At 72.1% G+C, this 21668-nt stretch carries 16 protein-coding genes; 9 read left to right on the top strand and 7 right to left on the bottom strand.

Annotation, left to right across the window (positions count from 1 at the left end):
- The first annotated feature begins 132 nt into the window (after nucleotides 1–132).
- The 6 genes from AP234_RS04455 to AP234_RS04430 all read left to right on the top strand — a co-directional run bounded on the left by AP234_RS04455 (nucleotide 133) and on the right by AP234_RS04430 (nucleotide 7578).
- Nucleotides 133–615, top strand: a complete 483-nt coding sequence (locus tag AP234_RS04455) for an NADH-quinone oxidoreductase subunit B family protein (protein WP_055478275.1) — start codon at nucleotides 133–135, stop codon at nucleotides 613–615.
- Nucleotides 612–2657 (top strand): proton-conducting transporter membrane subunit, encoded by a 2046-nt coding sequence (locus AP234_RS04450; RefSeq protein WP_055478274.1) that lies wholly within the window; start codon nucleotides 612–614, stop codon nucleotides 2655–2657. Before AP234_RS04455 ends, AP234_RS04450 begins: the two co-directional genes overlap by 4 nt.
- Nucleotides 2658–2722: 65 nt before the next feature.
- Nucleotides 2723–3709, top strand: a complete 987-nt coding sequence (locus AP234_RS04445; RefSeq protein WP_055478273.1) for an NADH-quinone oxidoreductase subunit H — start codon at nucleotides 2723–2725, stop codon at nucleotides 3707–3709.
- Entirely contained in the window at nucleotides 3709–4392 is a 684-nt protein-coding gene (locus tag AP234_RS04440; protein WP_055478272.1) for a hypothetical protein, read from the top strand. Before AP234_RS04445 ends, AP234_RS04440 begins: the two co-directional genes overlap by 1 nt.
- Before the next feature lie 88 nt (nucleotides 4393–4480).
- Entirely contained in the window at nucleotides 4481–6091 is a 1611-nt protein-coding gene (locus AP234_RS04435) for a proton-conducting transporter membrane subunit (protein WP_055478271.1), read from the top strand.
- On the top strand, nucleotides 6088–7578 hold the full coding sequence (locus tag AP234_RS04430) for an NADH-quinone oxidoreductase subunit C (RefSeq protein ID WP_055478270.1): 1491 nt from the start codon (nucleotides 6088–6090) through the stop codon (nucleotides 7576–7578). Before AP234_RS04435 ends, AP234_RS04430 begins: the two co-directional genes overlap by 4 nt.
- A 100-nt stretch (nucleotides 7579–7678) precedes the next feature.
- On the opposite strand, the gene AP234_RS04425 is transcribed toward AP234_RS04430, so the two are convergent.
- A complete protein-coding gene (locus AP234_RS04425) occupies nucleotides 7679–8686 on the bottom strand; it encodes a glycoside hydrolase family 11 protein (protein WP_055478269.1) in 1008 nt (335 codons plus the stop codon).
- A gap of 1066 nt (nucleotides 8687–9752) precedes the next feature.
- Here AP234_RS04425 and AP234_RS04420 point away from each other — a divergent pair.
- Nucleotides 9753–11171 (top strand): endo-1,4-beta-xylanase, encoded by a 1419-nt coding sequence (locus AP234_RS04420; protein ID WP_083501786.1) that lies wholly within the window; start codon nucleotides 9753–9755, stop codon nucleotides 11169–11171.
- 246 nt (nucleotides 11172–11417) lie between these two features.
- On the opposite strand, the gene AP234_RS04415 is transcribed toward AP234_RS04420, so the two are convergent.
- Nucleotides 11418–12752 carry a PLP-dependent aminotransferase family protein gene (locus AP234_RS04415; protein ID WP_055478268.1) on the bottom strand — a complete coding sequence of 445 codons (1335 nt, stop codon included), beginning with the start codon at nucleotides 12750–12752 and terminating at the stop codon, nucleotides 11418–11420.
- 92 nt (nucleotides 12753–12844) lie between these two features.
- Here AP234_RS04415 and AP234_RS04410 point away from each other — a divergent pair, with 92 nt between their 5' ends.
- Complete coding sequence (locus AP234_RS04410; RefSeq protein ID WP_055478267.1) at nucleotides 12845–13630, top strand: enoyl-CoA hydratase-related protein; 786 nt, start codon at nucleotides 12845–12847, stop codon at nucleotides 13628–13630.
- 72 nt (nucleotides 13631–13702) lie between these two features.
- Here the strand turns inward: AP234_RS04410 and AP234_RS04405 are convergent, their stop codons facing one another.
- The 5 genes from AP234_RS04405 to ureA all read right to left on the bottom strand — a co-directional run bounded on the left by AP234_RS04405 (nucleotide 13703) and on the right by ureA (nucleotide 20224).
- Nucleotides 13703–14533, bottom strand: coding sequence for a nitrilase-related carbon-nitrogen hydrolase (locus tag AP234_RS04405; protein ID WP_055478266.1), 831 nt, complete (start codon nucleotides 14531–14533; stop codon nucleotides 13703–13705).
- Nucleotides 14530–15921, bottom strand: a complete 1392-nt coding sequence (locus AP234_RS04400) for an APC family permease (RefSeq protein WP_055478265.1) — start codon at nucleotides 15919–15921, stop codon at nucleotides 14530–14532. Before AP234_RS04400 ends, AP234_RS04405 begins: the two co-directional genes overlap by 4 nt.
- A gap of 28 nt (nucleotides 15922–15949) precedes the next feature.
- Entirely contained in the window at nucleotides 15950–17608 is a 1659-nt protein-coding gene (locus AP234_RS04395) for an amidohydrolase (RefSeq protein ID WP_055478264.1), read from the bottom strand.
- A gap of 130 nt (nucleotides 17609–17738) precedes the next feature.
- Complete coding sequence (locus AP234_RS04390; RefSeq protein WP_055478263.1) at nucleotides 17739–19412, bottom strand: urease subunit alpha; 1674 nt, start codon at nucleotides 19410–19412, stop codon at nucleotides 17739–17741.
- Nucleotides 19409–20224 carry an urease subunit gamma gene (gene ureA / locus AP234_RS04385; protein ID WP_055478794.1) on the bottom strand — a complete coding sequence of 272 codons (816 nt, stop codon included), beginning with the start codon at nucleotides 20222–20224 and terminating at the stop codon, nucleotides 19409–19411. The genes AP234_RS04390 and ureA overlap by 4 nt, the downstream gene beginning before the upstream one ends.
- Nucleotides 20225–20430: 206 nt before the next feature.
- On the opposite strand from ureA, the gene AP234_RS04380 reads away from it, so the two are divergent.
- Complete coding sequence (locus tag AP234_RS04380) at nucleotides 20431–21432, top strand: LacI family DNA-binding transcriptional regulator (protein WP_055478262.1); 1002 nt, start codon at nucleotides 20431–20433, stop codon at nucleotides 21430–21432.
- Nucleotides 21433–21668 lie beyond the last annotated feature (236 nt).

Genomic DNA, 21668 nt, shown 5'->3' with positions numbered 1-21668 from the left:
CCGCCGTGCGTGTCACCGCAGAGTTTCACCACAGGATTTCACCGCAGAGTTTCACCGCAGAGTTTCATCGCAGAGTGTCATCACGGAGTGTCGCCTCGGAGTGTCACCGCGCGAGAAAGCAGGAGTCGCCGCGTGAGTCTATGGCGCAAGATCAGGAAGACCGGCCGGGTCGCCGAGCCCGCGCCGGAACGTCCCACAGGTGAGGCCCCGCCGGAGGCGGCCGAACTGGGCGGATCCGTACAGTTCCGGCACGTCGACGCCGGCTCGTGCAACGGCTGCGAGGTGGAGATCGGCTCGGTGTTCGGCCCCGTGTACGACGCCGAGCGGTACGGGGCCCGGCTCGTGGCCTCTCCCCGGCACGCCGACGCGCTGCTCGTGACCGGCCCGGTCACCCGCAACATGGAGGTGCCGCTGCGCCGCACCTACGAGGCGGTGCCCGAGCCCCGCTTCGTGGTCGCCGTCGGCGACTGCGCCCGCGACTGCGGCGTGTTCGCCGGTGCGTACGGTGTGGCCGGCGCGGTCGGCGACGTGGTCCCGGTCGACGCCGAGGTGCCCGGCTGCCCGCCCGAGCCCGAGGCGATCATCGCGGCGCTGCGGCGGCTGACCGGCCGATGAACCTCCCCGGGGCTCTCCTCACGGTCGCGCTCGGCCTGTGCCTGGCGACGGCCCTGCTCGCGCTGGCCGTACCCGCCCGGATCCGGCCGGCCCTTTCGGGCGTCGGCACGGCCGCCGCGGGCGCGGCCGGGGCGGCGGCGGGCGGGGCCGCCATGGCCGGGCAGACCTGGTCGGCCTGGCTGCCCGACCTGCTGCCGCTGGCCGGGGTGCGGCTGACGCTCGACCCGCTGGGCGGGCTGTTCATCGCGGTCACCGGAGGCGTGGCCGTCTGCGCCGGCGTCTACGGGATCGGCTATGCACGGCACGGCCTGTCCGGCCGGATCGTCCAGGCGACGCTCCCGCTGTTCGTCGCTTCGATGCTGCTGGTGCCGGCGGCGGCCGCCGTGAGCACGCTGCTGGTGGCCTGGGAGCTGATGGCGATCACCTCGCTGCTGCTGGTGCTGGCCGAGCACGGCCGCCGCCCGGCCGTCGGCGGCGCCGGCCTCTGGTACGCCGTGATGACCCACCTCGGGCTGATCGCGATCCTCGGCGGGCTCGCCGGATTCGCGGCCGGGGCCCATGGCGAGGCCTTCGAGCAGCTCCGCGCGGCGCGGCTTTCTCCGCTCGCCCGCGACGCGGTGTTCCTGGCGACGTTCGCCGGGTTCGCCTCCAAGGCGGGCATCGTTCCGCTGCACGCGTGGCTGCCGCGGGCGCACCCGGAGGCGCCGAGCCACGTGTCCGCGCTGATGAGCGCCGCCATGGTCAACATGGGCGTGTACGGCATCGCCCGGGTCGGCCTCGACCTGCTGCCCGGCTCGACCGGCGGCGCCTCGGGGGGCGGAACGCCGGCCTGGTGGTGGCTGCTGGTGCTGGCCGCCGGCGGGGCCTCCGCGATGTACGGCATCCTGCAGGCCGCGGTCTCCTCCGACCTGAAGCGGCTGCTCGGCTACTCCACCACGGAGAACATGGGGCTGGTGCTGATGGGCCTCGGCGCGGCGGGGTTCTTCGCCACCCGCGGCGCGCCGCAGCTGGCCGCCCTCGCGCTGGTGGCCGCGCTGCTGCACGTGGTCAACCACGCGGCGTTCAAGACGCTGCTGTTCCAGGCCGCCGGGTCGGTGCTGCACGCCACCGGCACGAGGAATCTGGACGTGCTGGGCGGGCTGCGCGCCCGCATGCCGTACACGACCGCGCTGTTCGCGGTCGGGGCGCTGGCGGCCTCCGCGCTGCCGCCGGGCAACGGGTTCGTCAGCGAGTGGCTGCTGCTGCAGAGTCTCGTCCACGCGATCCCCGCCTCCGGCGTGGCCGGTGCCGTGGCGATGCCGCTGGCCGTCGGCGTGGTGGCGATGTCGGCCGGGCTGGCGGTCGCCACGTTCGTCAAGGCCTTCGGCGTCGGGTTCCTCGCCCGGCCGCGCGGTCCGGAGGCGGAGCGTGCGGTGGAGAGCCCGCCGTCGATGCTGGGCGGGATGGGCCTGGCCGCGCTCTGCTGTGCCGTCCTGGCCGTCGGCCCCACCGTGATCGTGCCCGGTCTGGCCCGCGCCGTCGGCACGCTGCTCCCGGGTCCCGCACCGGTGACCGGCCCGGCCATGCGGACCGTGACGCTGCACCTGTCCGGGATCGCGGGCACGATGTCCCCGCTGCTGATCGCCGTGGCGCTGGCGGCGGCGATCGCCCTGGCCGCCGGTGCCGTACGGATGTTCTCGGCGCGCAGGCGGCGGGCCGCGCGGCTGTGGGACTGCGGCGCCGGACCCATGTCGCCGCGCATGCAGTACACGGCGACCTCGTTCGCCGAGCCGCTGCAGCGCGTCTTCGACGACGTGCTGCGACCGGAGATGGACATCGATGTGACCCCCAAGAAGGAGTCTGCCTATCTGGTGGAGCGGATCCGCTTCCACGCGATGGTCCCCGACCGGATCGAGCGGCGGTTGTACGGCCCGCTGCTGGCCGCAGCCGAGGCGCTCGGCCGCAGGGCGCGGGCGCTGGCCAACGGCAGCGTGCACCGCTACCTGGCCTACGGCTTCTGGACGCTCACCGGGCTGCTCATCCTGCTGGCGGTGATCCCATGACCGGATTGAGCAGTGCCGGATTGAGCAGTGCCGGATTGAGCACTGCCGGATTGAGCACTGCCGGATTGAACGCTGCCGGACCGGATGCGGTGGGCCTGATCGCGACCGTGCTGCAGGTGGTGCTGGTGGTCGTCGGCGCACCGCTGCTGACCGGGCTGATGCGCCAGGTGCGCGCCCGGATGGAGGGCCGGGCCGGGGCCGGTGTGCTGCAGCCGTGGCGTGACCTGCGCAAGCTGCTGCGCAAGGAGCCGATCGATCCGCGCGGCACCGGATGGCCGTTCCGCCTGGCCCCGCTGGTGCTCGCCGGCACGGCGCTGGTCGTGGCGGCCGTCGTCCCGCTCGTCACCACGGCGTCGCCGCTGGACTCGGCCGCCGACCTGTTCGCGGTGACCGCGCTGCTCGCGCTGGGATCGGTGGCGCTGGCGCTGGGCGGCCTGGACACCGGGACCGCGTTCGGCGGCATGGGGGCCAGCCGGGAGGTCACCGTGCTGGCGCTGGTGGAGCCGACGATCCTGGTGTCGGTGTTCGCCCTGTCGGTGCGGGCCGGCTCGACCAACCTGGGGACGATCGTCGGCCTGACCGAGGCGGACCCGATGCGGGTGCTGTCCCCGGCCAGCCTGCTGGCCGCCGTCGCCCTGGCGCTGGTGACGATCGCCGAGACCGGCCGGATCCCGGTGGACAACCCGTCCACCCACCTGGAACTGACGATGATCCATGAGGCGATGGTGCTGGAGTACTCCGGACCCGATCTCGCGCTGATCGAGTGGGCCTCCGCGGCCCGGCTGACCGTACTGCTCGGCCTGCTGGGCAGCCTGTTCCTGCCGTGGGGCGTCGCCACGGGCGGGGCGGCGGACATGGGCGCGCTGGTCGCCGTACTGGTCGGGGTGGCCGCGTTCGCGGCGAAGACGGCCGTCCTCGGGATGCTGCTGGCGGCGGGTGAGGTCTTCATGGCCAAGCTGCGGCTGTTCCGCATCCCCGAGCTGCTCGCCGGGTCCTTCCTGCTGGCCCTGCTCGCGGTGGCCGCCTCCTACTTCCTGGCGGGCGGTGCCTGATGAGCGACTCGCTGTACGCCCAGTGGCTCGCCCTGGCCTGCGGGGCGTTCCTGCTCGCCGGGGTGCTGGTGCTGTGGCGGCGCGACCTGGCGGCCATCGTCAGGTTGTTCGCCCTGCAGGGTGTCGCGCTCGGCGCGATGGTCGTGGTGCTCGGCCTGCGGCAGGGGTCGGTCCACCTGGTCGCCGTCGCGGTGGGAGTCGGGGCGCTGCGCGCGGGGCTGCTGCCGTACCTGATGCGCCGCGCGCTGGACACCCCCCGGCCCGGCGGCGAGACGGCGGCCGACGAGGCCCGTGAGACGCGGCCGCTGGTCAACGTGGCGACCTCGCTGCTGGCCGCTGCGGTGCTCGCGCTGGTGGCCTACGCCGTGTCCCAGCCGATCGTACGGCTGTCGCCCGACCCCGCCACCCGGGCGGTGCCGGTGGCGCTGACCGTGCTGCTGGTCGGCTTCTTCGTGCTGGTCACCCGGCGACGGGCGCTGTCGCAGGTGGTCGGCTTCCTGCTGATCGACAACGCGATCACCGCGACCGCGTTCCTCACCACCAGCGGGGTGCCGCTGGTGGTCGAGCTCGGCGTGTCGCTGGACGTGCTGCTCGCCGTACTGGTGCTGCAGGTCCTGACCACGCGGATGCGCGCAGCCTTCGGCGGCACCGACCTCGACGAGCTGCGCGAGCTGCACGACTGATGGACGAGCGAGTGAAGAAGCCGCGAAACGACCTGCGCACGGCCCGGGGCGTACGGCCCGGCACGTGTGCGGCGGAGGAGGACCTGTCGTGACCCTGCTGGTGGGCGCACCCGTGCTGCTGCCGCTGCTGGCCGGCTGCCTGTACGCGGTCCTCGGCTGGCGGCCCGCCACGGCCTGGCTGGGCGCGGTGGCCGCCGCCGGATCGCTGGCCGCGTCGATCGCGCTGGCCGCCGTCACCGCCGAGGGGCCGCGGCAGGCCCTCGGCGGGCTGCTGCGCGCCGACTCGCTGAGCGCGTTCATGCTGATCGTGATCGGGGCCGTCTCGCTGCTCGCGATGCTGGCCAGCCCGGCCCACCTGGCCACCGAGTCGGCCATCGGGCACGCCGGGCCGCGGGCGGCCCGCCGCTACGGCGTGTTCACGCAGGGGTTCATCGCCGCGATGGCGCTCGCCGTGCTGGCGGCCAGCCTGGGCGTGCTGTGGGTGGCGGTCGAGGCCACCACGATCCTGACCGCGTTCCTCGTCGGGCACCGCCGCACCCGCGAGGCGACCGAGGCCGCGTGGAAGTACGTGGTGATCTGCTCGGTCGGCATCGCGCTCGCGCTGCTGGGCGTGGTGCTGCTGCACTATGCGGGTCTGAACACGAGGGCCGGACTACACGCGGAGGCGGGGGTGGCCGCCGGCGCCGGCCTCGATTGGGCGGTGCTGGCCGGGAACGCCGCCGCGCTCGACCCCGGTGTGACGCGGATGGCGGTCGCCCTGCTCGTGCTCGGCTTCGGCGCCAAGGCCGGGCTCGCCCCGATGAACGCCTGGCTGCCCGACGCCCACGGCCAGGCGCCCGCGCCGGTGTCCGCGCTGATGTCCGGCGTGCTGCTGTCGGTGGCGTTCTACGCGATCCTGCGGGTGAAGGTGATCTCCGATGCGGCGCTCGGCGTGGGTTTCGCTCGGACGCTGCTGCTGGTCGCCGCGCTCGGCTCGCTCGCGGTGGCGGCCGCGCTGCTGATCGCCCAGCGGGACTACAAGCGCATGCTGGCCTACTCCAGCATCGAGCACATGGGCCTGCTGGCACTCGGAGCCGCCATCGGCGGCCGGTTGGCGCTCATGGCCGTCCTGCTGCACATCCTCGGGCACGGCCTGGCCAAGTCGGTGCTGTTCCTGTCGGCCGGCCACATCAACCTGGCGGCGGGCAGCAGCCGGATCGCCGCGGTCCGCGGTCTGGCCCGGCGGGCGCCGCTGCTGGCCGGCGCCTTCGGCCTCGGGCTGGCCGCCGTGCTCGGGCTGCCGCCGTTCAGCCTGTTCGCCAGCATGATCGGCATCGTGCGTGCCGGGTTCGGATCGGGGGCCGGCGCCGCGGTCGGCTGGGCGACCGCCATCGCCCTGGTGCCGCTGCTGGTGGTGTTCGCCGCCGTCGCCCGGCACGCCGGACGCATGCTGCTCGGCTCGCCACAGGCCGCCGAGGCGGCCGAGGTCTCAGAGGTTCCCGAGGTTCTCGGGGTGCCCGGGGTGCCCGGGGTGCCCGGGGTGCCCGAGGTTCCCGGGGTGCCGGAGCCGGGTGACCGGGCCGGTGCCGTACGGCTGCCGCGCACGGCCGCCGTCCCGCTGGTCGCCGGGCTGGCCGCGGCCGCCGTGCTCGGCGTCTGGACCGGACCGCTGCGGCCGCTGCTCGAAACCGCCGCGACCATCGCCGGAGTCACCCCATGACCGAACGCCTCGTCCTCGACATCGGCCCCGGCGAGCTGCGCGGCCAGGCGGCGAGACTCCTCGACGGCGGCCACCGGCTGGCACTGGTGTCCGCCTGCGAGGAGGCCGGCGGATTCCGCGTCGTCTACCTGTTCACCGCGGCGGGCTTCGATCTGGGCCCGGAACGACGTACCGAGCTGCGGGTTCGGCTGCCGGGCGACGACCCGGTCCTGCCCAGCCTCACCGCGCTGTCGTTCCCCGCCGGGCGGTTCGAACGCGAGATGCGCGACCTGTACGGCATCGTGCCGGCCGATCACCCACTGCCGCGCCGTCTGGTGCGCCACCACCATTGGCCGCGCGGGTGGTATCCGATGCGCTCCGACGCCGGGCCACCGCCGTCGTTCGGCGACCCGGAGGGACCCTATCCGTTCGTGACCGTGGCCGGGCCCGGCATCTACGAGATCCCCGTGGGGCCGGTGCACGCCGGGCTCATCGAGCCGGGACACTTCCGCTTCTCGGTCGTGGGCGAGACGATCCTGAAGCTGAAGGCCCGGCTGTGGTTCGTGCACAAGGGCATCGAGAAGCTCTTCGAGGGCCGCACCCCCGCCGACGGCATCGAGCTCGCCGAGCGGATCAGCGGCGACACCTCGGTGGGACACGCCCTGGCGTACTGCCTGGCCGTCGAGGAGGCCACGGGGTGCGCCGTCCCGCCGCCCGCCCAGCTCATGCGGGCCGTTCTGCTGGAGCTCGAGCGGTTGTACAACCACGTCACCGACCTCGGGGCGCTGTGCAACGACGTGGCCCACGGCATCTTGAACGCCCACGCCCAGCGGGTGCGCGAACGCCTGCTGCGGCTCAACGCCGAGGTGACCGGCCACCGGCTGCTGCGCGGCGGGGTCACCCTGGGCGGCGTCGAGTTGCGCGCCCTGCCCGACCCCGGCGTCATCTCGGCCGTCGCCGCCGACGTCGCGGAGATCGTCGATCTCGCGCTCGGGCACACCGTCGTCCTCGACCGGTTCGCCGGCACGGCCGAGCTGTCGGCCGAGGCGGCGCGTGACCTCGGCGTCCTCGGCTACGTCGCGCGGGCCAGCGGACTCGACGCCGACGCCCGCCGCGACCACCCGTTCGCCGACCTCGGGCCGTTCAGCGTGGTCACCCGTACCGGCGGGGACGTGCTCGCCCGGTTCCAGGTGCGCGCGGCGGAGATCGCGGTCTCGGCCGAGCTGATCGGCCGCCTGGTGCACGGCCTGGCCGCCGGCGTCCGGTGCGCGGAACTCGTGACGGCGGCGGGACCGGCGTCGGGAGTCGGGATCACGGAGGGCTGGCGGGGGACGATCGTCCATCGCGTCGAGCTCGCCGAGGACGGGACGCTGTCCCGGGTGAAGATCGTGGACCCGTCGTTCTTCAACTGGCCGGCCCTGCCCGTCGCCCTCAGCGGGACGATCGTCCCCGACTTCCCGCTCGTCAACAAGAGCTTCAACCTGTCCTACGCCGGCAACGACCTCTGACCGTCTCCGATCGGTCGGCGACGCCCGGGTGTGGAGCGCAGTACGGCGCGGCGGCCGAGGGCCGCCGCGCCATGGGTGCGGTGTCAGAGGCGTTCGAGGATCAGTTCGCCCGGCAGGAGACCGTCGGCCAGGTCCAGTTGCCGTTGTGCTGGATGGTCACGCCGAAGTTGTTGCCGTTGCCGTTCGGCCTGGCGGTCATCACCTGGCCGCTCGAGTCCCAGCTGGCGCTGATGTTCCACGTTGCGATGATCTTGGCCGGGGACGGGACGTTCATCGTCACCGTCCAGTTGTTGGAGCCGGACACCGCGACGTTGAGGTTGTACCGGTCGTTCCACTGGCTGCCCGCGGACAGCGAGGCGGTGCAGCTGCCGCCGCCGTTGGTCGGAGGCGGCGTGGAACCGCCGCCGCCACCGCCGGAGGATCCGCCTACGGTGATGTTGGAGTTTCCGCTGCTCTGGTAGCCCTCGGTCGCGAGGATCATGTAGTCGTGGCTGCCCAGGTTCATGCCGTACCGGGCCCACGCGTCGAAGTGGTTGCCCGTGGTGATGGTCCCGCCCGTCTTCTTCTGCTGCCGGACGCTCCAGTACTGGTTGAAGGTCTTGTTGCCCTCGATGGAGGGGGCGTTGTAGCGGGTGGTCTGGTAGATGTCATAGGTGCCACCGTCGCTGGTGACGGTGCCCTTGTAGGTGCCCGTGGGCCGGTAGGTGCCCCAGTTGTCGACGATGTAGTACTCCACGAGCGGGTTCCGCGTCCACCCGTAGAGGGCCAGATAGGCGTTGCCGGACGGGTTGAAGCTGCCCGAGTAGTTCACGGACCTGCGGCCGCCGGTGCTCCAGCCCTTGCCGGCGACGAAGTTCCCGGTGTTACGCCATGAGGTGCTGTAGTTGCCGCCGGACCCCAGTTCCATGGAGACCGTGCCCTGGCTGTCGGTCCAGAACGAATAGAAATAGCCGTTGTTGCTGCCGGTCTGGTTGGTGGTGACGGCCGCGTTGGCGACGCCGGGCACCATCGCGATGGCCAGGGCCAGCGCCGCGGCGCCGGCCCGGCCGATGGCCGGCCTGCCGCGGCCACGTCTGCGGCTCCTCGGGTAAGCGGGGGCGTCGGTCATGTGCATGCTTCCTCCTCGTGAGGGCTGGCGGGGCCAGGCAGCGTGATACGACCCGGAGGTTGCCGGCGGCCCAGGTGTCGGCCACCGCTGCCTCGGCGTCGTACGACGCGGGGGGTTGGCCGGCCGTCGTAGGGTCGACGACGGGAGGGCCAGGTCGCGGGGGTGACAGGGAATGACAGGGACTGACAGTGGTCGGTGTCGGCGGTTGGGTGTCCGCTGTTTTTGAAACTTTCGGTGCAGTGACGAAAGTATCGGACCATCCCTGTCGAATTGTCAACGCCCTCCGTCAAACTGCACAGATCTCCTTGAGCGCGAGCACACCGAGAGCGCGCCGAGACTTGCCCAGCGGCCATTTCCGCCCAACCAAGGTCAAGGTCGGGTTGGTGAAATTTTCAAACACCTTCCGAAAACATGGCGTGTGCCGATCCCCTGTCCGGGCCGCCCCCGTCAGCTCGGCGGGCCCCTTCCCCGCCCGGTAGAGCCGTCAGCGCCGGCGACGGTCACGTCATGGATCGGAGGCAGCCCCATCGAACTCGCACTCCCCAACCGGAGTGCGCCTGTCGTCCCGGGCCACATCGCGCTCGAGGCGGGTCGAGCCAGGACGCCCTGATACCGGGCCCTGATATCGGACCCTGGCACCGGGCTTGATATCGGCCTTGCCACCGGGCCCTGATATCGGCCGTTGGTAGCGGGCGCTGGCACGGATGTCGGCACAGGCGCGCAGCCCGTCCCGGTCACCGGGCGAGGGCGCCGCCCTGAAAGTTACATGGCCGAGCCCTTGCTCCAGCGCGATCAGACGAAAATTTCAGGAGGCCGGCGGGCGTTCGAGCACGTACGCGGCAGGTAGGCGAATGGAGCGACCGAAACTTTTCTGATCGTCCTTGACACATTTCGGATGGGTTTCCACACTGAATCCCCAGAGCGGTCCCCCTGCCGATTTGGAGGTGCATGGCAGGGGCCGGCTCCGGCGCCCTCGTGGTGTGCGTCCCCGGCCATGGGACGTGGCGTCTATCCGCGGGGAGTCCCCGCCGAATTTCTGTTTTCGTGACTCAGTGGAGGCCCAAGCATGGTCACAAGTTCCACCCCCTCAGATCGACCCCGGCGACCATTCAGCGGTCTGCACCGGACCCTCGCCGCGGCCGCGGTGGGCCTGCTCGGCGCTGCCACGGCTCTGGTGGCGGTGACGGCTCCCGCCGACGCCGCGGCGAGCACGCTGGGCGCTGCGGCCGCGCAGAGCGGGCGGTATTTCGGCACCGCGATCAGCGCGAACAAGCTGAGCGACTCGACCTACACCACGATCGCGAACCGTGAGTTCAACATGGTGACGGCCGAGAACGAGATGAAGATCGACGCCACCGAGCCCCAGCAGGGCCAGTTCAACTTCACCCAGGCCGACCGCGTCTACAACTGGGCCGTGCAGAACGGCAAGCAGGTCCGCGGCCACACCCTGGCCTGGCACTCCCAGCAGCCCGGCTGGATGCAGTCCCTGTCCGGCAGCGCGCTGCGCCAGGCCATGATCAACCACATCAACGGCGTCATGGCCCACTACAAGGGCAAGATCTACCAGTGGGACGTCGTCAACGAGGCCTTCGACGACGGCACCGGCGGCCGCCGCGACTCCAACCTCCAGCGCACCGGCAACGACTGGATCGAGGTCGCCTTCCGCACCGCGCGGGCCGCCGACCCGGCCGCCAAGCTCTGCTACAACGACTACAACATCGACAACTGGACCTGGGCCAAGACCCAGGGCGTCTACAACATGGTCAAGGACTTCAAGCAGCGCGGCGTGCCGATCGACTGCGTGGGTCTGCAGGGCCACTTCAACAGCGGCAGCGCCTACAACCCCAACTTCCGCACCACGCTGCAGAGCTTCGCCGCCCTCGGCGTCGACGTGGCCATCACCGAGCTGGACGTGGAGGGCGCCTCGCCCACCACCTACGCCAACATCGTCAACGACTGCCTGGCCGTCTCCCGCTGTGTCGGCATCACCGTGTGGGGCGTCCGCGACAGCGACTCCTGGCGCTCCAGCCAGACCCCGCTGCTGTTCGACGGCAACGGCAACAAGAAACCCGCCTACACCTCGGTCCTGAACGCACTCAACGGCGGCACGACGAACCCCTCGCCCACACCGACTCCGACCCCGACACCCACCCCGACCCCGACGCCCACCCCGACTCCGACACCGGGTGGCGGAGGATGTTCGGCGACGCTCCAGACGGTCAACAGCTGGCCGGGCGGCTTCCAGACGGAGGTGACGGTCCGCGCGGGCGGCTCCGCGGTCAACGGGTGGACCGTGAAGTGGACCTGGCCGAGCGGGCAGAGCATCAGCAGCCTGTGGAACGGCACACAGAGCGTGTCCGGTTCCAGCGTGACCGTGCGTAACGCCCCCTACAACGGCTCCATCGCGGCAGGATCCTCCACCACCTTCGGCTTCACCGGCAACGGCAGCGCGGCCACCCCGACCGCTACCTGCACCAGCCCCTGATTCGAAGATCTTGCATCCGAAGATCCCTTGATTGAAGCGGGCCGGGCGGCGGATTTCGCCGCCCGGCCCCTTCGCGTGGGCCCGGCCCGGTCGGCGTCGGAGGCCGATGCCGGGCGGCTCGCACTTGCCACCGTTACGCGAGGGTCGCCTTCATCACCGCGTTCGCCCGCGCAGAGGTCGGAGCCTCCGCTCGCGACATCGAGCGGGCGTCTCGGGAAACGACGGGAATCTCGGCGTGACCGGCCGTCACGGCGGGATCACCTCGATCACCCGCCGCAGGCGGCGCAGGACGGGCCCGAGCTCGTCCAGTGACGGCGTGCCCAGCGCCAGCCGCAGCGCGGGCGGACGGCAGACGCCGGTGGCGAACGCATCGCCGGTGGACACGAGGATCCCCTCCTGCGCGAGCGCGGCCGCGACCTGGTCGGGACGCTGGTGCGGTTCCAGGCCGAGCCACACGATGTACGACGTCGGGTGCCCGGTGACGTTCATTCCGGCCAGCGCGTCACGGGCGATGTCCTGTCGCGCGGCGGCGTCCCGGCGGCGGGCCTTCTCCAACCTGGCGACGGTGCCGTCGGCGATCCAGGAGGTGGCGAGCGCGGTGATGAGACCCGGCGCACCCCAGCTCGCCGCGCGCAGGCTCCTGGTGACGGCCTCGACGCACCGGCCGGGCACGACGGCGAAGCCGAACCGAAGCCCGGTCGCCACGTTCTTGGACAGACCTGCGACGTAGCAGGTGCGCTCGGGAGCCAGGGCCCGCAGTGGCGGGGGCGGTACGTCCTCCAGAAAGGCGTACGTGCCGTCCTCGATCAGCATGCAGTCGGCGGCGCGGGCGATGGCGACCAGGCGGGCGCGCCGGTCACGGCCGAGCACCCAGCCGAGCGGATTGTGCACGGTGGGCATCGAGTAGATCGCGCGCACCGGCCGGGTACGGCACAGCCGGTCGAGCGCGAGAAGGTCCGGGCCCGTCGCGGTCACGGGGATCGGAGCGAGGTCCAGGCCGTGCGCGGAGGCGAGCAGCTTGATTCCGGGGTAGCTGAGCGCGTCGACGGCCAGGACGTCGCCGGGCCGGGTGAGCGCGCGCAGCACGATGTCGAGTGCCTGCTGGGTCCCGCCGGTCAGCAGGACGTTCGCCGGCGCGGTGTCGATCCCGCGGTCGAGCAGGTAGGTGGCCACGATCGCGCGGTCGCGGTGCCGTCCGCCCGGAGGGTGCTGGCGCAGCAGCGACTCGATGTCCCCCGAGGTGGACAGCGTCCGCAACGCCTGGCGGAGCCGGTCTGCCTGGCCGTCGGCCAGTGGCTGGTTGAACGACAGGTCGGCCACGCGCGGCACCGGCAGGACGCGTGCGGGTTCCGGCCCGTCGTAGCCGGCCTGGTGCCGTACGAACGTCCCGCGTCCCGGCTCGCCCACGACCAGTCCCATGGCGGCCAGCTCGGCGTAGACCCGGCTGGCCGTGGCCAGTGCGATGCGCCGCTCACGCGCGAGGGTACGGTGCGTGGGCAGCCGCGTGCCCGCCGCCGGCGTGCCGGAGCGGATCGCCGCGGCGAACTCGTCGACGATCCGTTTGTAGGACGGTGGGCGCATGCCGGACCTGTATCTAGGACAATTATTGGATCGTCCCAGATTATGGCTCTTAGGCTCGGTGCGTCCACGCCCCCAGTGAAGGGAAGCCGGGCATGACCGTCCGCATCGACCGAGAAGAACAACTCGCCACGATCACCGTCGACCGGGAACACAAGCTCAACGCGCTCGACTACCCGACCATCGACGCGCTGCTCGCCGCGCTCGACCGCATCGACGCCGACGACTCGGTACGCGCCGTGATCGTCACCGGCGCCGGCCGCAGGGCGTTCAGCGCGGGCGCGGACATCCCCTGTCTCGCCGACAGCATCGCGGGCGGGACGGAACGCGCCCTGCGCGAGATCGTCCGGCGTGGTCACGGCCTGACCCGGCGGATCGAGGAGTTCCCCAAACCGGTGATCGTCGCGGTCAACGGCCTGGCCTACGGCGCCGGATGCGAGATCACCGAGGCCGCGCCACTCGCGATCGCCGCCGAGCACGCGACGTTCGCCAAACCCGAGATCACCCTCGGCTTCCCGCCACCGTTCGGCGGCTCCCAGCGGCTGCCCCGCCAGGTCGGACGCAAGCGCGCCCTGGAGTTGATCCTGACCGGCGACGCGATCACGGCCACACGTGCCGTCGAGATCGGCCTGGTCAACGCCGTCGTCCCGGCCGACGAGCTGCTCGACGCCGCTCGTGACCTGGCCGCCAGGATCGTACGGCACGCGCCGACGGCCGTGGCGGCCTGCCTCCGCTCGGTCACCCGCGGGATCAACCTGCCCATCGACGAGGGACTGGCCGTCGAAGCGGCCTGCTTCGCCACCACCGTGCCCACCGACGGTGTACGGAACGGACTGCGCCGGTTCCTCGACCGCTCCGCCGCATCCGCCCGATCCGCCTGATCCGCCTGATCCGCCAGACCTCTCGAACCTGTCTGGTAGATCTCACCGAAGGTGCCGGCGGGCATGCGGGACCTAGGGCCGAGCGACTCCGTCATAGAGGTGGGGGCGACGGTCGGCGAGCACGTCGTTGCGCGGGGAGATCCGCTTGTCGGCCGCCTCGGCGAGGGCGCAGTCGGCCAGCAGGATCTGCTCGCCGCCGTCCGGCTCGGCCTCGCTCAGCGGGAAGCCGGCGGGGCCGATGATCGCCGACCCCGCCACCCACTCCACCCCGCGCTCGGCGCCGGTGCGGTCGGCGACCGCCAGGAAGATCCGGTTCACCGACGCGCTCGCCTGGGCGCGCACCACCTCGATCGGCCGCTCCCCCGGCGGTCGCGGCTCGGCCGGCCAGTTGGTCGGCGCGCACACGATCTGGGCGCCCCGCAGGGCGGCCAGCCGCAGCCATTCCGGGAACTCCAGGTCGTAGCAGATGACCAGGCCGACCCGCCCGAACTCGGTGTCGACCACCGGAGGCGGGTCGTCCCCCGGGATGAAGATCTCCTTCTCCCGGTCCCACAGGTGGGCCTTGCGATAGACCGCGCGCAGGCCGTCGGCGTCGACCAGCGCGGCGCTGTTGCGCAGCAGCCCTCCGGCGTCCAGCTCGGCGAAGCCGAAGCACACCACCAGACCGCGGTCGCGGGCGGCCCGCGTGAGAGCGGTCACCGCCGGCCCGTCCTGCGCCTGCGCGGCCCGGCGCGCCTCCGCCTCGTCGGCGAACACATAACCGCTGGTCACCAGCTCGGGCAGCACGACCAGCCGGGCTCCCCTGTCGGCCGCGGCCGTCACCGCGCGCAGCGCCAGGTCGAGATTGCGCGTGGAATCGCCCACCGTGGGAGCCAGCTGGCAGACGGCGACCCGTACGGTCATGACTCCACCACCGTTCTGGGCTCGGTCTCGTCCTCCGGATCGAGCTCGCTCAGGCGCAGCTCGGGCGGGCGCCGGGTGAACATCCGGGTCAGCCCGATCAGGTAGACGAACCCGGCGCCGACCCAGGACAGCCCGACGATGAACGTCAGCCCGGACAGGCTGGTCCACAGCCACAGGCTGAGCAGCACACCGATCGCGGGCAGCACGCCGTACCTGACCAGGTCGGCGGTGGTCCGCCGGCCCTCGTCCAGGACGTAGTGTTTGATCACCGAGAGGTTCACGAACGAGAACGCCACCAGCGCCCCGAAGCTGATCATCGCCGAGGCCAGCTCCAGACTGATGATCAGCGCCACCAGCGACATCGCGGCGACCGCGAGGGTGGCCCGCACCGGGTTGCGGAACCGGGGGTGCAGGTAGCCGAAGAACCGCCGCGGCAGCACGCCGTCGCGGCCCATGGCGTACAGGATGCGCGACACGCTCGCCTGCGATGCCATCGCCGAGGCGAAACACCCGGAAATGTAGGCGGCGGTGAAGAACGCGGCCAGCAGCGCGCCGCCGATGTGCTTCATGACGTCCAGGGCCGCCGAGTCCACGTCGGTGAACGACCGCCAGTCCGGGAACGCGAGATGGCCGACGTAGGAGATGACGATGAACATGACCCCGCCGGTCAGCGTCGTCAGCATGATCGCCCGGGGCACCCGCCGCCGCGGGTCGTGGGTCTCCTCCGACAGTGTGGAGACCGCGTCGAACCCGAGGAAGGACAGGCACAGGATCGCGGCGCCGCCGAAGATCTTCGAGGTGTCCGCGCCGTCGCCGAAGAACGGTGCGGTCAGCGACGGCAGCGGATCTCCGGCGACGGCGCGCAGGGCCGCCACCAGGAACACCGCGATGAACACGACCTGGATCGCGATCAGGATGAAGTTCATCCGGCTCACCATGCGGATGCCCAGCACGTTGAGCCCGGTTACCAGGGCGATCGCGGCGAGGATCCACACCCAGATCGGGATCACGTCGAAGGCCGCGTTCAGGTAGATGCCGATGACCAGATAGTTGATCATCGGGAGGAACACGTAGTCCAGCATCAGGGCCCAGCCGGTCATGAACCCCAGGTGCGGGCCGAACGATTTCTGGGTGTAGGTGTAGGCCGAGCCCGCGTACGGATGCGCCCGGACCATCCGCCCGTAGCTGTAGGCGGTGAACAGCATCGCGGTGAGCGTGACGACGTACGCACCGGGCAGGTGTCCCTCGGTCAGGTCGGTGACGATTCCGTACGTCGTGAACACGGTCAGCGGCACCATGTAGGCCAGGCCGAACAGCACCAGCGAGGGCATGCCGAGCACCCGCTGCAGATGGGTCGTACCGGAGTGGGGGGTGGGCGGGTTGGACATCGAACCCTCCTCGGGGCTCTTCGCGAACTTACGCGCGCTCGTACACGACGGAGCCCGCGGCGATGGTGTAGTCGACGTGCGCGTCGCCGACGGGACCGGCGGCGCGGCTGAACAGGTTGCGGTCGAGCACGGCGAGGTCGGCGCGGTTGCCGACGGCGATGGTGCCGGCGTCGTCGTCGTGGTTGACATGGGCGGAGCCGGCGGTGAACGCGGCCAGCGCGACCGGCAGCGGCAGCGCCTGCTCGGGCAGGAACGGCGCGTTGTCGCGGTTCTCCGGGTCGATCCGGGTGACCGCGACCTCGATCTCCTCCAGCGGGTCGGCGGTGGTCACCGACCAGTCGCTGCCCATCGCCAGGGTCGCGCCGCTGCGGAGCAGGTCCCCGAACGGATACTGCAGGTCGGCGCGGTCCCGGCCGAGGAACGGCAGCGTCAGCTCCTCCATCTGCGGTTCCATCTGCGCCCAGTACGCCTGGCAGTTGGCCGTGACGCCCAGCTCACGGAAGCGGGGCACGTCGTCGGGGTGCACCAGCTGCAGGTGCGCGATGTGGTGCCGCCGGTCGCCCCCGCCTCCGTTGGCCGCCCTGGCGGCCTGTACGGCGTCGAGCGCGTTGCGTACCGCCCGGTCGCCGATGGCGTGCATGTGCACCTGGAAGCCGAGCCGGTCCAGCTCGGTCACCGCCGCGGCCAGCAGATCGCGTTCGACGTACGACAGGCCGTGGTTGTCGGTGTGTCCGCCACAGCCGTCGCAGTACGGCTCCAGCAGCGCGCCGGTGTAGTTCTCCATCACCCCGTCGGTCATGATCTTCACGGTGGTGGGGCGGAACCGGCCCGGCGTGTCTCCACGCCCCAGTGGAGCGGCGCCGGCCTCCCGCTGGCCGAGGAGCTCCGGGATCTGGTCCAGCTCACGGTGCCGGTCCCACCACAGCGCGCCCACCACGCGTGCGGTGAGCCTGCCGGAGGCGTCGAGCGAGCGGTAGGCGTCCAGTGTGGCCGGGGTGACCCAGGCGTCCTGCCAGCCGGTGATGCCGAGGGAGTGCAGGTGCTCCTGCGCGTTGAGGATCGCCGCCTCCCAGTCCGCCCGGCCGGGGAGCGGGACGTGACGGTCGTTGAAGGTGTAGGCGGCGCCCTCGTGCAGGGTGCCGGTGGGCTCACCGGTCACCGGATCGCGTTCGATGCGGCCGTCGGCCGGGTCCGGGGTGTCCCTGTCGATTCCGGCCACCGCGAGCGCGGCGGAGTTCACCCAGGCGCCGTGCACGTCCCGGTTGAACAGGAACACCGGGCGGTCCGGCACGATCGCGTCGAGGTCCTCCTTCCGTGGCGTGCCGCCGGGGAAGTACTCCATCGCCCAGCCGCCGCCGACGATCCAGGGCGCGCCGGGATGGGCCGCCGCGTAGGCGGCGATCCGGTCGAGGTAGGCCTGCCGGCCCACCAGGCCGCTCAGGTCCACGTGCAGCCGGTTCCGCCCGGCGAACGGCGCGTGGACGTGCGCGTCCTGGAAACCCGGCAGCACCATCTTGCCGCGGGCCTCGATCACCCGGGTGCGCGGGCCGATGAGCTCGGCGACGGCCGGCGCGCCCAGCGCGACGATCCGGTCTCCGCGCACGGCCACCGCGTCGGACCAGCTCCGGGCCGCGTCCACGGTGTAGACGTCGGCGCCGGTGATGACGAGATCAGCGTACGGAGTCACTCGGTGCGCACCTCCTGGTCGGGGTTCCGGCGGGAATCTCAAGGGGTTTCAAGGGGTTTCAAGGAGTTCTCGGGGGGTTCTCGGGGGGTTCTCGGGGGATCCCGGGGGTCTCAGGGGATCTCGAGGGGTCTCATAGGAAATACAGGCGGGACAGGGACACCCGCTCGGCCGGCCCGGACGTGAGCGGCTCCCCGTCCAGGTCGACCAGACCGGTGCCGGAATCGACGTGGACCCGTCCGGTGCGGGTGTTGCGCACCATGTCGGGCAGGCCGATGCCGCGCGTGCCGCGTACGGCCACCCGGCGGCGGCGGGTGGGCAGGCGGTCCGCACCGGCGTCGCGGGCGGACCGGCTGACGAAGGCGACGGCGAGTTCGGCCGGGGCCGCGCCGTACCCGCCGAACTGCGGGCCGAGGACGAGCGGCTGCGCCTGGTCCACCGCCGCGTTGGGGTCGCCGGTCACGCCCCAGGCGGGGAACCCCGCCTTGAGCACGAGGTGGGGGGTGGCCGCGAACCGTGCCGGCTCCCACAGCACGATGTCGGCGAGCCTGCCCACCTCGATCGAGCCGATCTCGTGGGCGAGGCCGTGCGCCAGCGCCGGGTTGACCGTGAGCTTGGCCAGGTAACGCAGCACCCGGGCGTTGTCGTGCCGGTCGTGTTCCGCCCCCCGCTCGGCCTTCATCTTCGCGGCCAGGGCGAAGGTCCGCCGGACCGTCTCCCCGGCCCGGCCCATCCCCTGGGCGTCGGAGGAGGTGATCGGGATGACCCCGAGATCGTGCAGCACGTCCTCGGCGCCCATGGTCTGCGCGCGGATCCGGTCGCGGGCCATCGCCTCGTCGCTCGGCAGGTCAGGGGACAGCCCATGACAGGAGACGATCATGTCGTAGTGCTCGGCGACGGCGTCCCGGCCAAAGGGCAGCGTCGGGTTGGTGGAGGAGCCGATGACGTGCGCCTGCCCGGCCAGGCTGAGCACGTCGGGCACGTGTCCGCCGCCGCAGCCCTCGATATGGAAGGCGTGGATCGTGCGCCCGTCCAGCACGGCGAGGGTGTCACGCACTGACAGACTCTCGTTCAGGCCGTCGGTGTGCAGCGCGACCTGCACGTCGTGGTCCTCGGCGACCCGCAGCGCGGTGTCGAGGGCCCGGGCGTGCGCGCCCATGTCCTCGTGCACCTTGAAGCCGCAGGCTCCCCCCTCGACCAGCGCCTCGACCAGCGGCTCGGGCCGGGAGGAGGAGCCTCGCGCAAGGAAGCCGATGTTGACCGGCCAGGCGTCGAACGCGGCGAACGAGGTGCGCAGCGCCCACGGCGAGTTCACCCCGACCCCCCACACCGGGCCGAACTCCTGGCCGAGGATCGTGGTCACGCCGGAGGCCAGCGACGCCTCCATCACCCGGGGAGACATCAGATGGACGTGGGTGTCGATCGCCCCGGCCGTGGCGATCAGACCCTCCCCGCTGACGATCGCCGTCCCGGTGCCGACCACCACGTCGACTCCGGCGAGGGTGTCGGGGTTGCCGGCCCGCCCGATCGCGGCGATCCGGCCGGCGCGGATCCCGATCGAGGCCTTGCGCACCCCCAGCACCGGGTCGAGGATCAGCACGTTGGACACGACCAGGTCGCAGGTGTCGCGCACCGAGGTCGCCCTCAGGTGCAGGCCGTCGCGGGCGGTCTTGCCGAACCCGGCCAGGAACTCCTCCCCGGGCCGCTGCGCGTCGGCCTCGACCTCCACCACCAGCCCGGTGTCGCCTAGCACCATCCGGTCCCCGGTCGTCGGCCCGTACACCGCCGCGTAGTCGCCGCCGTTCACCCGGTCTCCCCCGTCTCCCTCTGCTCCCCCGGCCTGCCTGGCCCGCCCGTTCTCCTCGGCTCCCCCGGCTCCTCCGGCTCCCCCGGTTCCTCCGGTTCCTCCGGTTCCGCCGTTTCCTGGGTCTCGTCCGCTCCCAGGTAACCGCAGGCGCGGGCCCGGTCCAGCGCCGCCTCGAGAGCGCCGGGCGCATCCAGCGGGCCGTCGACCAGGCCGGCGAAGCCGACCACCACCCGCGCGCCGCCGATCGGCACCAGGCGCACCTCGCTGGTCGCGCCGGGGTCGAACCGTACGGCCGTTCCGGCCGGCACGGCCAGACGCCGCCCGTAGGCGGCGGCCCGGTCGAAACGCAGCCGCGGGTTCACCTCGAAGAAGTGGAAGTGCGAGGTGACGCTGATCGGCACGGTCGCGGTGTTGGTGACCCTCACCGTCACCACGTCGTCGCCGTACGGCTCGGGCCGTACGGTCAGCGCGGGCAGTACGGCACCCGGCCCCGTCGGGTCGAACCCCGCCGGACCGAACGGCTCGGTGACCACCGCCAGCCGGGTGCCGTCGTCGAAGACCGCCTCGACCTGCACCTCGGTGACCACGTTGGCCACCCCGGGCAGCACGTCGTCGAGGGTCAGCACCGAGCGTCCCGCCGCGATCGCCTCGCTCAGCCGCCGGCCGTCCCGCGCCGCCTCACAGACCGTGTCGGCGATCAGTGCGGTGGCCTCGGGCACGTTCAGCCGCAGACCGCGCGCCAGCCGGACCCTGGCCAGCTCGGCCGCGGTGAAGAGCAGCAGCCGGTCGCGTTCCGCAGGGGTGAGTTGCACGACGATCACCTCCGTGCCCCGGATGGGCGCAGGGAATCGGAGAAGGTGAGCGAGATTAGACCACGTACAGGAACGTTCCTGCAATGGTCTGAAGGAACGTTCCGGCAAACGTGATCGGGATCGTTACCTCAGGCGATGTCTCCGGCGACGCCTCACGCGACACCTCAGGCCGTGGCGGCCGATCTCTGCGAGTACGGTTGACCTCGATGAACGAATCTCGACCGATCACCCTGCAGGACGTGGCCCGCGCCGCGGGGGTGTCGAAGACGACCGTCTCGGACGCGCTGAGCGGCCGCGGCCGGCTGCCCGCCACCACCCGCGAGCGGGTGACCGCGGTCGCACGCGAGCTGGGCTACGTCGCCAACCGGAGTGCCCGGAACCTGCGCGGCGGTCGCACCGGAGCCATCGGCCTGTACTTCCCGGCGCGCACGATCGGTCTCGAGTACTACATGGATCTCGCCATCGGCGCGGCCGAGGAGGCCCTCGCACACGACCTGGCGCTCACCCTCGTCCCGACCACGCGGGATCCCGGACGCACGCCGCCGCTGCACATCGACGGCGCGGTGGTCTCCGACCCCGTGCTCGGCGATCCGATGCTGGAGACCCTGGCCGCACTCCGCATCCCGGTCGTCACCTGCGAGCGTGACCTGACGCCGGGTGCCCGGCACGCGGGCCGGGTCGAGTCCGACCATCGATCGGGGATCCGCGTTCTGCTCGATCACCTGTCCGGTCGCGGCGACCACATCGCGCTGCTCTGCCCGGGCGAGGAGACCTCCTTCGGCCTGGACATCCGCACCGCCTACCGGGACTGGTGCACCGCGACCGGCCGAGAGGCGCTGGTCTTCGACGTGCCCTTCGTCTGCGATCCGGAGCATGTGAGCCACGCCGTGGCCGAGGCCCTGCGCGCGCCCGGCGGGATCGACGCCATCGTCTCCGTGCCCGACGGCGGCGCGACCAGCGCCGTGCACGCCGCCCTCCAGCAGGGCCGGCACGTGCCCGCCGACCTGCTCGTGGCCTCCTATGTGGACAGCCCCTCCCTGCGGGGCCTGGCCACCCCCATCACCGCGGTCGACATCGCCCCGCGCGAGATGGGCCGCCGGGCGGCGCGACTGCTCGCCGGGATCCTCTCCGGCGGCATCGCGCCCGGCACGGTGGAGGTCCTCCCCACCGAGCTGATGGTCCGGGCCAGCACCTCGCCGACCGGCTGAGTCCTGCCGGGACCACGCATCGGCTCCCGGTCTGCGGTGGAAGGGCGACAGGAAAGTCCCCCGTCGGCGTACGCGCCGGGCCGCTCCGGCTCTCCGGCGGGCCACTCCGGCTCCGTACCAGGCTGGCGGACCCGACCAGCTGACCCGACCAGCTGACCTGACTCGCCACCCTGGCTCAGCGGCTCACTGGGCGGCGACGTGCGACCGTCCGGCGAAAGCACCGCGCCTGATACCGC

The organism is Sphaerimonospora mesophila (genome assembly GCF_001417795.1).
In the GTDB taxonomy this organism is placed as follows: Bacteria; Actinomycetota; Actinomycetes; order Streptosporangiales; family Streptosporangiaceae; genus Sphaerimonospora; species Sphaerimonospora mesophila.
The sequence above is the reverse complement of the archived record's forward strand: the minus strand, read 5'-3'. Positions and strand labels throughout refer to the sequence as shown.

What these genes read in the sequence shown, in the direction of transcription:
- AP234_RS04450 (WP_055478274.1), top strand. Translation starts at nt 612, where the DNA reads ATGAACCTCCCCGGGGCTCTCCTCACGGTCGCGCTCGGCCTGTGCCTG.
- AP234_RS04440 (WP_055478272.1), top strand. Translation starts at nt 3,709, where the DNA reads ATGAGCGACTCGCTGTACGCCCAGTGGCTCGCCCTGGCCTGCGGGGCG.
- AP234_RS04430 (WP_055478270.1), top strand. Translation starts at nt 6,088, where the DNA reads ATGACCGAACGCCTCGTCCTCGACATCGGCCCCGGCGAGCTGCGCGGC.
- AP234_RS04425 (WP_055478269.1), bottom strand. Translation starts at nt 8,686, where the DNA reads ATGACCGACGCCCCCGCTTACCCGAGGAGCCGCAGACGTGGCCGCGGC.
- AP234_RS04420 (WP_083501786.1), top strand. Translation starts at nt 9,753, where the DNA reads ATGGTCACAAGTTCCACCCCCTCAGATCGACCCCGGCGACCATTCAGC.
- AP234_RS04415 (WP_055478268.1), bottom strand. Translation starts at nt 12,752, where the DNA reads ATGCGCCCACCGTCCTACAAACGGATCGTCGACGAGTTCGCCGCGGCG.
- AP234_RS04410 (WP_055478267.1), top strand. Translation starts at nt 12,845, where the DNA reads ATGACCGTCCGCATCGACCGAGAAGAACAACTCGCCACGATCACCGTC.
- AP234_RS04405 (WP_055478266.1), bottom strand. Translation starts at nt 14,533, where the DNA reads ATGACCGTACGGGTCGCCGTCTGCCAGCTGGCTCCCACGGTGGGCGAT.
- AP234_RS04400 (WP_055478265.1), bottom strand. Translation starts at nt 15,921, where the DNA reads ATGTCCAACCCGCCCACCCCCCACTCCGGTACGACCCATCTGCAGCGG.
- AP234_RS04380 (WP_055478262.1), top strand. Translation starts at nt 20,431, where the DNA reads ATGAACGAATCTCGACCGATCACCCTGCAGGACGTGGCCCGCGCCGCG.